At 44.5% G+C, this 12,373-nt stretch carries 9 protein-coding genes; 1 reads left to right on the forward strand and 8 read right to left on the reverse strand.

What is annotated here, in order from left to right; genetic code table 11:
• Positions 1 to 247 precede the first annotated feature (247 nt).
• Entirely contained in the window at positions 248 to 712 is a 465-nt protein-coding gene (locus ACZ07B_RS05835; protein ID WP_076458322.1) for a DUF441 domain-containing protein, read from the reverse strand.
• 96 nt (positions 713 to 808) lie between these two features.
• Between ACZ07B_RS05835 and ytvI the strand changes: the two genes are divergently transcribed.
• The gene (gene ytvI, locus ACZ07B_RS05840) at positions 809 to 1,924 is read left to right on the forward strand and encodes a sporulation integral membrane protein YtvI (protein ID WP_029318231.1); all 1,116 of its coding nucleotides are present in this window, start codon (positions 809 to 811) and stop codon (positions 1,922 to 1,924) included.
• 32 nt (positions 1,925 to 1,956) lie between these two features.
• On the opposite strand, the gene ACZ07B_RS05845 is transcribed toward ytvI, so the two are convergent.
• From ACZ07B_RS05845 to dnaE, 7 genes are all read right to left on the reverse strand, one after another.
• Positions 1,957 to 2,340 (reverse strand): FxsA family protein, encoded by a 384-nt coding sequence (locus tag ACZ07B_RS05845; RefSeq protein WP_464876996.1) that lies wholly within the window; start codon positions 2,338 to 2,340, stop codon positions 1,957 to 1,959.
• A 92-nt stretch (positions 2,341 to 2,432) separates the two neighbouring features.
• Complete coding sequence (gene pyk / locus ACZ07B_RS05850) at positions 2,433 to 4,190, reverse strand: pyruvate kinase (protein ID WP_024573339.1); 1,758 nt, start codon at positions 4,188 to 4,190, stop codon at positions 2,433 to 2,435.
• A gap of 42 nt (positions 4,191 to 4,232) precedes the next feature.
• Complete coding sequence (pfkA, locus tag ACZ07B_RS05855; RefSeq protein WP_003237788.1) at positions 4,233 to 5,192, reverse strand: 6-phosphofructokinase; 960 nt, start codon at positions 5,190 to 5,192, stop codon at positions 4,233 to 4,235.
• Between the two features lie 183 nt (positions 5,193 to 5,375).
• Entirely contained in the window at positions 5,376 to 6,353 is a 978-nt protein-coding gene (gene accA / locus ACZ07B_RS05860; RefSeq protein ID WP_003229417.1) for an acetyl-CoA carboxylase carboxyl transferase subunit alpha, read from the reverse strand.
• The gene (gene accD, locus ACZ07B_RS05865; protein WP_217003008.1) at positions 6,338 to 7,210 is read right to left on the reverse strand and encodes an acetyl-CoA carboxylase, carboxyltransferase subunit beta; all 873 of its coding nucleotides are present in this window, start codon (positions 7,208 to 7,210) and stop codon (positions 6,338 to 6,340) included. The genes accA and accD overlap by 16 nt, the downstream gene beginning before the upstream one ends.
• A 334-nt stretch (positions 7,211 to 7,544) precedes the next feature.
• Positions 7,545 to 8,777, reverse strand: coding sequence for an NADP-dependent malic enzyme (gene ystJ / locus ACZ07B_RS05870; protein ID WP_014664951.1), 1,233 nt, complete (start codon positions 8,775 to 8,777; stop codon positions 7,545 to 7,547).
• Positions 8,778 to 8,913: 136 nt separating this feature from the next.
• Entirely contained in the window at positions 8,914 to 12,261 is a 3,348-nt protein-coding gene (gene dnaE, locus ACZ07B_RS05875) for a DNA polymerase III subunit alpha (protein ID WP_464876997.1), read from the reverse strand.
• Positions 12,262 to 12,373 lie beyond the last annotated feature (112 nt).

The following is a 12,373-nucleotide window of genomic DNA, read 5'->3' on the forward strand; positions in this document are numbered from 1 at the left end:
TCTCCCCCAAAAAGAAAATGCTTACATTTTACTGGCTGCTGGAACTAAAACCCTTTGCTTATGAAAGAACATAACAAATTCTTATAAGCTTATTTAAGTTTAAGCCTATTCTCATTATAAACAATAATCAGACATTTGTTAAATGTTTACCTATAATTTTTTTTTTCATTCTGTGATTTCCCCGAAAAAACGCCTTTATTTGCGGGTTTTTGCATACAAAAAAAAGCGGCTTTAAGGCCGCTTTTTTTTATGAAGTGAACAGTTTTACGATCTGCATGGCTAAATAAGCAATCCCCGCTCCGATCAGCGGTCCCACCGCAACTCCTCCAAAAAGCGCGACTGCAAGAATGGTCCCGATCACGAGAGCAGTTGTAATATGCGGATCATTTTCAAGCAGGGTCAGGCCGTTTTTTGCAATCAGCGCCACTGCGATCCCCGCTCCAAGGGCGATCCATGCGTAGGAAGACCGCATTGCTTCTCCAAGCTGCTTAAATCCGATTTCTCCCGTGGCAATCGGGACAAGAACGGCGATGGTAATAATGGTCACACCCCAGTTAATGCCTTTTGACTGGATGGTCGGAAATAATTTCTGATCAAGCCCTAGGATTTTGATGATCAAAAGGACGGATACAGCAAAGAGCAATGATTGGTTTTTTGCGATAAGTGCGATAGCCAAGAGTAAAATTAAAAATAAATTCGCTTGTGTAAACACATGCCATCCCTCCTTTAAGATGAATGTATTCATATTCAGCAACAGCGTGAATACATATAAAAAATAGGACATGCTGACGAGAGGAGGACCGTTTTCGTGAATCAATCTTATATCACTATTTTTTTCAGAACCCTCTTTGTCATATCAATGACCGCAGGGTCGATAGCTGCGGCCTATTATTCGTTTCCGTTAACTTATCCGTTCCTGATCGCCCTTATTCTTTCATCGGTGATTCATCCTGTTGTCGATTATTTGGACAAAGTGACAGGATTCCCCCGAACGATAAATGTTCTGGGCGTTCTTGCTTTTTTTCTGCTCGCAGCCTTCGGCGTGCTCACCATTCTGGTAGCCGAAATCGTAACGGGAACAGCCTATCTAGCAAAAACGCTGCCTCCGCATATCAGCACGTTTATTTCATATTGCGAAAAATTGTTTACAACTCATATTCAGCCGCTCTATAACGAGTTAACTCTTTTGTTTCAAGAATTGGAAACAAACCAGCAGGCTTCCATCGTCACTCATATCCAGACGCTCGGTGATTCTGCCGCTAAAAATGCCGGGCTCCTGCTGTCCCACATTCTAGAGATGATCCCGAGATTTTTCGCTCTTCTTCCCAATACAGCGGCGGTTCTGATTTTTTCTCTTCTGGCAACCTTTTTTATGACAAAGGATTGGCATAAGCTGAAAGCCATGCTTGTTTTAATTCTGCCGGATCGTGTGACAGCTAACAGCAAAGCGATCAGCAGCGAATTAAAAAAAGCAATGGCTGGTTTTATCAAAGCACAAGCCGTCCTCGTTTTCATCACGATGGTGATTGTATTTATCGGCCTTTCTCTCTTAAAGGTTGAACACGCCGCAACAATCGCTTTTTTAATCGGGCTTGTAGATCTTCTCCCTTACTTAGGTGCCGGCTCCGTATTTGTGCCCTGGATTTTGTATTTGTCGATTACGGGCCAGCTGCCCCAAGCGATCGGAATTGGTATCCTGTACCTCGTCGTTCTTATTCAGCGCCAGCTGACAGAGCCCAAGATACTAAGTAAATCTATCGGGATCGATCCGCTGGCAACGCTCATCGCCCTGTTTGCCGGCTTTAAATTATTCGGGTTTTTAGGACTGATTGCGGGTCCGGCTGTACTCGTCATCATCCAAGCTTTCATCACAACAGGCGCATTAAAAGAAATATGGTCCTATATCACCGTTCAGCAAAAATAAAACGGCAGCCGTTTTTTCATGGCTGCCGTTTTTTATTTGATGATGATCCGCTTATTCTTCGACATTCCTCTCAGCCATTTGAACAGAATCGGCTTACACCAGCCGCGGGTAAACGGGATAAGAAGACAGGCGCCGACCAAATCTGATAAAAAGCCCGGAAGCATCAGCAATAGACCGCCAATGAAAATGCACAGACCGTCAGCAATCGCTTCCCCCGGCATTTTGCCATATTGAAGATCACGCTGAACCTTATAATATACTTCGGTTCCTTGTTTTTTTGCAGCTGCTGCGCCGATAATGCCCGTCATAATCATGAATAAAACTGTCGGCAAAATGCCAATCAGCTTGCCTAAAAATAGGAATATGCCGATTTCTATTGCCGGAAACACAATAAAAAGCAAAAACAAAAATCTCATATCCAAGCCCCCCACACGTGTAACACGTTCTGTTCAACAAAAGGCATGATAAAGAGAAAAGGAAGGGATTCCCCTTCCGTTTTCACCTGTAATTAAAGAACGCTCGCACGGCCCTGATAGACTGCGCCTCTGGAAGCGTCAACTGTAATATCCTGGCCATCTGTCAAAATAGATGTCGCATTTTCCAGACCCACGATAACCGGGATGCCAAGGCTTAATCCGACTACCGCCGCATGGCTAGTCAAACCGCCTTCTTCTGTAATAAGAGCAGACGCTTTTTCAAGGGATGTAATCATATCACGGTCAGTGCTTTTGGTAACAAGTACCGCACCGTCAGTCATTTTTTGCTCAGCTTCTTTTGCATTTTGTGCAACGACAACCGGACCGTAAGCTGATTTGCGTCCAATGCCTTGGCCTTTAGCGATGATATCACCGACAGTATGAACCTTCATTAAATTCGTAGTGCCGGACTCACCGACAGTGCCTGCTGTAATAACGATAAGATCGCCGTGTTTTACAATTCCGCTGTTCAATGATTTTTGGACAGCATCCTCAAGCATCTCATCTGTTGAGCTCGCATTTTGGCCGCTTTCCGCGAATACGCCAGATACGAGGGCAAGCTTTCTGGAAATAGAGTCATTTACAGTAACCGCAACAATCGGAGCCTGCGGACGGTATTTTGCAATCATACGTGCTGTATGGCCGCTTTCTGTCGGCGTTACGATCGCAGCAGCATTCAGGTTAATCGCCGTATGCGCGACAGATTGTCCAATTGCGTCTGTAATTGTCATGCCCACTTGATCTCTGCGTTTTGAGAGAATTTCTTTATAATTTAAAGCTTCTTCAGAACGGGACGCGATGTTATGCATTGTTTGAACTGCTTCAACCGGATAGCTTCCGGCAGCAGTTTCACCAGATAGCATGATCGCATCTGTTCCGTCGAAGATCGCGTTTGCAACGTCACTTGCTTCCGCACGAGTCGGACGCGGGTTGCGCTGCATGCTGTCAAGCATTTGTGTCGCTGTAATAACAGGTTTGCCCAGCGCGTTGCATTTTTTGATCAGTTCTTTTTGCACAAGCGGCACTTCTTCAGCTGGAATTTCCACACCTAAGTCTCCGCGTGCAACCATTAAGCCGTCAGACACTTCGAGAATCGCATCGATGTTGTCAACGCCCTCTTGGTTTTCGATTTTAGGGATGATTTGAATATCCTGAGCGTTGTGCTCTTCAAGAAGCTCACGGATTTCGAGCACATCCGTAGAACGTCGAATGAAAGATGGTGCGATGAAGTCTACTCCTTGCTCAATACCGAAAACGATGTCTCGCGCATCCTTTTCAGTAATACCCGGAAGATTGACACTTACGCCCGGTACGTTAACACCTTTTTTATTTTTGAGTGTTCCGTTGTTTAATACTTTTGTTTTGATTTCGCGTTTAGCGGCATCTACATCAAGTACCTCAAGACCGATAAGGCCGTCATCTAAAAGAATCGTTGAACCTTGTTCAACGTCATGGACTAAACCTTCATATGTCACTGAAATTTTATCTGTTGTTCCTACAACCTCGTCCATTGAAATAATGAGCTCTTTGCCTGTTTCAAGCTCAATACCGCCATTTTCCATTGTATGTGTGCGGATTTCAGGACCTTTTGTATCAAGCAGAATTCCAACGTTCTTGCCAAGTTTTTTACTTGCTTCGCGGATATTTTTAATTCTTGCACCGTGCTCCTCAAAATCTCCGTGAGAAAAGTTTAATCGAGCCACGTTCATTCCTGACTCCATTAATTTCGTAAGCATTTCAATACTTTCACTTGCCGGACCGATGGTACAAACAATTTTAGTTTTTCTCATTTGGTTCACTTCCTTCTGAAATCTTCAGCCTTCAGCTGCACATTAGATAGACAGTTCTTTTGAAAGCTGATACATGTTTTGCTCAACTGTGTGTTTTGTCTCAAGTATTTCTATAATATCATGGTCTACAAGCTTATTGTTTTGTATACCTACACAGCGTCCGCCTTTTCCTTCAAGCAGCAGTTCAACTGCATATGCGCCGAGACGGCTTGCTAACACACGGTCAGCAGCACTTGGAGAACCTCCGCGCTGGATATGGCCCAATACAGATACCCTAGTTTCAAGATTTGTTTCTTCTTCAATGCGTTTCCCGAATTCAACACCGCTGCCTACACCTTCGGCAACAATAATAATACTGTGCTTCTTGCCGCGTTCGTGGCCGCGTTTTAAGCGGGCAATGATTTCGTGCATGTCATAGTCTGCCTCAGGGATTAAGATCGATTCCGCGCCCCCTGCAAGACCGGCCCACAATGCGATATCGCCGGCATGACGACCCATTACTTCGATTACATATGTACGTTCATGAGAAGTCGCTGTATCGCGAATCTTATCAATTGCGTCAATTACTGTATTTAAAGCTGTATCGAAACCGATTGTAAAATCAGTGCCCGGAATGTCATTATCAATTGTACCCGGTACACCTACACATGGAAACCCGTGTTCCGTTAATTTTTTCGCACCCATATATGAACCGTCTCCGCCGATAACAACAAGGCCTTCAATACCAAGCTTCTTCAAGTTTTCTATCCCTTTTTCACGGCCTTCAACTGTTTTGAATTCAGGACATCTTGCCGTATAAAGCTTAGTTCCTCCACGATGTATAATATCGCCTACTGATCCGAGTTCAAGCTTTTCAATCTTTCCGCTGATTAATCCCGCGTATCCGTTGTAAATACCGTAAACTTCAACGTCATGATAGATCGCTTTTCTAACTACTGCGCGAACTGCTGCGTTCATTCCCGGGGAATCCCCGCCGCTCGTTAATACCCCTATACGTTTCATTCTCCATTCACCTCAGCAACATATATGATTAAACATAACATGATCATTGCCCTAAAAACAATGAAAAGGGATCTCCATCCTCCCTATGAAACCTTACCTATTATACAATTAAATAAATTGTTTTTAAATAAAATTTAAGGAATGTCACAAAAAATAAACGTGAGCCAAAGGCTTCACGTTTATTTAGTTTACCCCGATATATTGATCTTCAACCGAGACTTTGCCAATTGCTTTATATTTTTCATAGCGCTGCTGAACTAATTCTTCTTCGCTCAGCTTCAGCAAAGTTTTTAACGATTGTTTAAGGGTTTCGTCCATATAGCTTGCCTGCAGCTTCACATCATGGTGCGCTCCGCCTTTTACTTCTTTAATCATATGATCTATAATACCTAATTCTTTTAAATCCGGCGCAGTGATTTTCATTGTTTCTGCTGCTTTTTTAGCAAGACTGGAGTCCTTCCATAAAAGTGCCGCGGCACCTTCCGGAGAAATAACAGAATAAGTAGAGTTTTCCAGCATATGCAAGTGATTGCCTACACCCAGACCAAGGGCTCCGCCGCTTCCGCCTTCACCAATGACGATGCAGATAACAGGCACTCGAAGGCCGGCCATCTCAAACAGGTTTTTGGCAATAGCTTCACTTTGTCCTCTTTCTTCAGCTGCTCGTCCAGGGTATGCCCCCTTCGTATCAATAAAACAGATAATCGGCCTGTTAAATTTGTCAGCCTGTTTCATCAGACGAAGCGCTTTTCTGTAGCCTTCAGGATGCGGCATCCCAAAATTGCGGACTAGGTTTTCCTTCGTGTCTTTGCCGCGCTGATGCCCGATTACCGTTACAGGGAGGCCGTGGAACTTCGCAATCCCGCCGACAATGGCTTCATCGTCCCCGTACGCTCTGTCTCCGTGACATTCAAAAAAGTCGGTAAACAGGTGTTCGATATAATCAAGAGTTGTCGGACGGTCCGCCAGACGCGCGATTTGAACCCGGTCCCATGGCTTCAAATTTTTATAAATATCATCCTGAAGCTTAGCGAGACGGTCTTCGAGCCGTTCGATTTCCGCACTTAGATCCATATCGGAATCTTGGGTGAATTTTTTTAGTTCGGCGATTTTGGTTTGCAGTTCGATCACCGGTTTTTCAAATTCTAATCTTGGAGCCACTCAATGTCACCTCCTGTTTGATGCATATCCAGCAGATTTTCTAACGTTTTTTTCATATCGTCGCGATGAATAACCGCATCAAGCTGTCCATGTTTTAATAAAAATTCAGCCGTTTGGAAGTCCTCAGGCAGTTTTTCTCCTATTGTCTGTTCAATAATCCGTCTTCCGGCAAAACCGATCAGCGCGCCAGGCTCAGCGAAATTGTAATCGCCAAGGGATGCAAAGCTTGCTGATACGCCCCCGGTAGTCGGATGCGTCATTACTGAAATAATAAGACCCTGTTCTTCACTGAACAGTTTTAACGCAGAGCTTGTCTTAGCCATCTGCATCAAACTTAATACGCCTTCCTGCATTCTAGCGCCGCCTGAAGCCGTAAAAATAATAAACGGAACTTTATCAGCTTTTGCTTTTTCAATCGCAAGCGTGATTTTTTCACCGACGACTGAACCCATGCTGCCCATTCTGAATGAAGAATCCATGACGGCGACTACAGCCGGGTATCCGCCGATGGTGCCCTTGCCTGTCACAACAGCCTCGTTTAAGGATGTTTTCTCGCGATCTTTTTCAAGCTTTTCCAGATATCCCGGGAAACCAAGCGGATTTTCCGAGAGCATTCCCTGATTGAATTCCTCAAAGGATTTTTCATCCATCAAGCTTTCGATACGCTGTTTTGCGTTCATTGGGAAATGATAATCGCAGTTCATGCATACCCGCATATTTTTATCCAACTCTTTAGTGAGCATGATTTTTTTACACTTAGGACATTTTGTCATAATGCCTTCCGGAACATCGTGCTTCGCTTGATCAGATGGTACGGAAGCATACTTTTTCTTTTTCGTGAATATATCCTTTAACAAATGATTACCTCCCTTTTGTGAAGGGTTCTCTTCACCGCATGTCATCAAACAGATAGACTTGCTAATAACTTTACCGAAACTATTGTACTTTTTTTGTCAAACGCTGTCATCCTCAATTCGACAACTTTTTATTCGATGACGTGCTCGGAAAGGCTTGTATGAAATCAGATAAGGTGTTGAAACGACAAGGTTGACAGCGCATTCAAAAATAATGTTAAACCCGGCTGAAATTTTTTTAAGGCTAACCCCCTAAAAAAATTTCAGCCGTCAGTTTAACTTGAGAACAGCGCGCCGGTCTCCGCCAACGCGCTGCCATTTTTGGAATGAATTAAAATTATTCACCAATAATCGTAAGTTTTCTTGTTTTTTCTGCGACTTCCTCAGGGTCAACAGTGATTCTTGCAACACCTGTTTCCATCGCAGCTTTTGCCACAGCCTTCGCAACAGCAGGCGCAACACGTTTATCAAACGGTGCAGGGATGACATAGTCTGCGCTAAGCTCATCTTCTGAAACCAGTGAAGCAATGGCTTCAACCGCTGCGATTTTCATTTCCTCGTTAATATGAGTGGCACGCACATCAAGTGCTCCGCGGAAAATACCAGGGAATGCAAGAACATTGTTTACTTGGTTCGGGAAGTCAGAACGGCCAGTTCCGATAACGCTTGCTCCGGCTTCACGCGCATCTTCCGGCATGATTTCCGGATTTGGATTTGCCATTGCAAAGATAATTGGATCTTTTGCCATGCTTTGAACCATTTCTTTTGTTAACGCGCCTGCTACAGAGACACCGATAAATACGTCAGCATCAACGATGACATCTTTCAGAGAACCGTCTTTGCGATCTTGGTTCGTGAACTTCGCCACTTCATTTTTGACATCATTCATGCCGTTCGGGCGCCCTTCATAAATGGCCCCTTTGGAATCGCACATCACAATGTCGCGAACGCCATAATGATGAAGAAGCTTGATAATCGCAATGCCAGCCGCACCCGCGCCGTTTGCGACAACTTTAATGGATGACATGGATTTTCCAGACAGTTTCAGCGCGTTCACAAGACCTGCTACGGTTACAATGGCAGTACCGTGCTGATCATCATGGAAAACCGGGATGTTTGTTTCTTTTTTGAGGCGCTCTTCAATGATAAAGCAATTTGGCGCTGCAATATCTTCAAGGTTGACGCCGCCAAATGTCGGTTCCAGCAATTTTACAGTTTCAACGATTTTATCAACATCGTTTGTGTTTAAAGCAATCGGGAACGCATCTACGCCCGCAAAGCTTTTGAAAAGAACTGCTTTCCCTTCCATAACAGGAAGCGCCGCTTCAGGGCCGATGTTTCCAAGGCCAAGTACAGCTGTACCGTCAGTTACAACTGCTACCATGTTCCCCTTCATTGTATAATCATATACTTTGTTAATGTCTTCATGAATATCCTTACACGGTTCTGCAACACCCGGAGAATACGCGAGGCTTAGATCTTTCGCATTTCTGACCTCTACTTTTGATTTAGACTCCAGTTTCCCCTGGTTGACTTTATGCAGGTGTAATGCTTCTTCTCTTAATGACATTCTTCTAAACACTCCTTATGGATATTTTTTGATTCGTATACTGCTGCGTTGATTGCTGCATTCTGCGGAGTAAATCTATCTGAATATTTAAACAGGATCACATAATTGCTCCAATTGTATAACAAAAAGCGAATCGTTACCACTGTTTTAAAACGACGTTTTTTTGACCCAACAGCTCTTTTAAGCGATATAACACCTGGTGATCTGCATTGATATGGAACGACTCAGGTAGCTTAATCGTCTGTTTTTGCCTTTCATAATAGAGATAAACGCCTGTTTCCCCTTTATGCTCCAGCAAAATGCGCTTAATCTTTGCCAGGATCTCCTGGCTGTGCTGACTGCTTTCTATTTTTATATAAACCGATGGCGCTTTTTCTGCATCCATATTTTCTAATAATTCTGCCCGGGACATGATGAATTGGATCTTATCTTGTCTTACTTCGCATTTCCCCGCTGTGAACAAAAGAGCGCCTTCTCTTAAAACGGGTGAAAGCTGTCTGAATTGTTCAGGGAAGACTACGGCTTCCATCTCGCCGGTTTCATCACTGAGCGTTAAAAACGCCATGTTTTGACCTGTTTTCGTCCGAATCGTTTTGATCTTCGACAGCAGAACGCCTAGTGAAAGCTGCCTTTTGACTGCCCGCTGAGCCTGCAGAATGGAGACTGCTCCTTGCGCAGTGAGCTGTTTTCGGAAGGCGGAGAGGGGATGATTTGAAAAATAAATGCCAAGCGTTTCCTTTTCAAACGCAAGTAAATCCACCAGAGGAAGCTCCTCCGTCTCCACATACTTCGGCTTAATTGAAAACGATTCATCTAAAAACAATCCCATTTGGTCATCGTCCGCGGCGAATAGCTCAGCATGTTCCAAAGCAACATCAATGGATGCGAGCAGCGTGGCCCGGTTTTGGCCGAATTCGTCCATCGCACCAGAAAAGATAAGTGCTTCAAGCATTTTGCGATTTACGCTTTTTGACGGCACGCGAAAGCAGAAATCGAAAAGATCTTCAAATGGTTTCTCTTTTCTTGCTTTATATATATCTTTGACTGCTGAGACGCCTACACTTTTTATCGCGCGGAGGCTGTATCTGACAGATCCGTTTTCAACTGTAAACGGAAAACTGCTTTTATTCACTGACGGAGGAAGGATACGAATCCCGCTCCCCTTTGCTTCGTAAAGATATTGAGTGATTTTATCCTCATTGCCAATGACGCTTGTCAGCAATCCGCACATAAAATATAACGGATAATGAGCTTTCAAATACGCAAGCTGGCACCCGATCATGCTGTATGCCACCGCATGGCTTCGGTTAAAGCCATAGTTTGCGAATTTGACGATTAAATCGTAGACCTCATTTGCAGTGTCTACAGAATACTCCTTTTTTAAGCACCCTTCAACAAAATGGCTTCGCTCTCTGTCCAGGATTTCTTTTTTCTTTTTGCTGACCGCCCTTCTCAATAGGTCCGCTTCGCCTAAAGAAAATCCCGCCATACGGGAAGCAATCATCATAATTTGTTCCTGATACACAATGACGCCATATGTATCTTCCAAAATGCTCCTTAAATCTTCATGAGGATAGTGAACAGGCTCCCGGCCGTGTTTACGGTCGATAAATAACGGAATATTTTCCATCGGACCCGGCCGGTACAGTGCATTGACTGCCACAATATCTTCTAGGCCCGAAGGTTTCAGCCGTTTCAAGACGCTTCTCATCCCTGCAGATTCAAGCTGGAAAATGCCTGTCGTATCCCCTTTTGACAGCAAGGAGAACGTTTTGTCATCGCTGTAGGAAATACTTGAAAGATCTATTTTAATATTTTCTTCTTTTTCAATCATTGAAGTGATGGATTCAATAAGTGTCAGGTTCCTCAAACCTAAGAAATCCATTTTTAAAAGGCCCAAGTCTTCAAGATGGTCCATCGCGTATTGCGTTAAATAGATCCCTTCATGCCCTTCTTGAAGCGGAACAACATCTGTTAACGGTTCTTCACTCAGGACAACGCCCGCTGCGTGGGTTGATGCATGCCTTGGCAGCCCTTCTATGTTCCGGGCAATTGAATAGACTTGCTGAAGCAGGCTTGACTCCCGAAGCCGCTTATCCAGCTGCGGTGACTGCTGTCTCGCTTCATCCAGCGTCATGCCCGGTCTTGAAGGAATGAGTTTTGCAAGCTGATCTGCCTCCTTCGGGCTGACGCCGAATACTCTGCCGACGTCCCGGAGCGCCGCCTTTGCCGCAAGTGTTCCAAAGGTGATAATCTGTGCGACGTGCATTGCACCGTATTTCTGCTGAACATATTGAATGACTTCATCCCTTCTAGTATCGGGAAAGTCAATATCAATATCCGGCATGCTGACGCGCTCGGGATTTAAAAATCTTTCAAACAGAAGGTGATGCTTAATCGGGTCAACATCTGTGATATACAGCACATATGCCACAAGAGAACCTGCCGCAGAACCCCTTCCCGGTCCTGTAACAATCCCTTTTTCATGGGCGTGCTTCATAAAATCCCACACGATCAGAAAGTAATCGCTGAACTTCATCCGCTTGATGACATCAAGCTCATATTGAAGACGGCGAAGGTATCGTTCATTAGGCTTACCGAAACGGCTGCGGAGTCCCTCCATACAGATATCCGTTAAATAATCATCAGCGGACGTTCCGTCTGGGGTCGGAAAAGACGGTAGACGGGTCTGCCCGAGACTGACGTCAACCCGGCATTGTTCCGCGATCTCTACAGAAGCTTGCAGTGCCTCGGGATGCTCTCGATAAATGTTTTGCATTTCTTCGAGTGGTTTCAAATCGAGATCAGGCAAATCTTCAGCGGGTGCATCCGTCAGTTTTTCCCCCGCTTTAATCGCTTTCAGACAACGGTAGGCAGCCTTATCTTCCTTCCTTATGTAATGCACATCGCCTGTGGCCGTAACAGGGATACCCGTTTCTTCTGACAGCTTTAGAATCTGCTCAGACAAGACTTGATTCCCTTTAAAAGGCTGATAGGAGAAATAAAAAGCTCCCTTTCCGAATATAGACTGAAATTCCAGCGAGGCTTGAGCAGCCTGTTCGAACAGCCCTCCTTCAAGAAGCGTTTCAATATATCCTTTTTCGCCGGGCGTTATTGCGATAATCCCTTCTCGATAACTGTGAAGCCATTTCGGCTTCAGTCCGCCTTTTGATTTAGATTGCAGAACGCTGCTGATTTTCAGCAGGTTTTGATAGCCTGTATTTGATTTTGCCAGCAGGACGAGCGGGTATGCTTCAAGCTCGCTGTCATCCGTAAAAACAGAAGCCGTCAAACCGATTATTGGGTTGATCCCTCTCGCCTTGCAAGCTTTATAAAATTGAATAGCTCCGTACATGACATGATCATCTGTCAGCGCCAAAGACGCATATCCGAGCCTGTCAGCTTCACTGACGAGCTCTTCCACAGCCGCGGCGCTGTTTAGCAGGCTGTACCCGCTATGCACTTGCAGGTGAACAAAAGACATGCTATCACCTCTTTCTCATTACGATCCATTTCTTCCTTCATTATAAGGCCGGTTTCCAAAAGAAACAAATGTTCTTTTTTGACTCATCATCATACTTGTCCTGAAAGCTCAA

The sequence above is a fragment of the Bacillus sp. 9.4 genome (genome assembly GCF_055486415.1).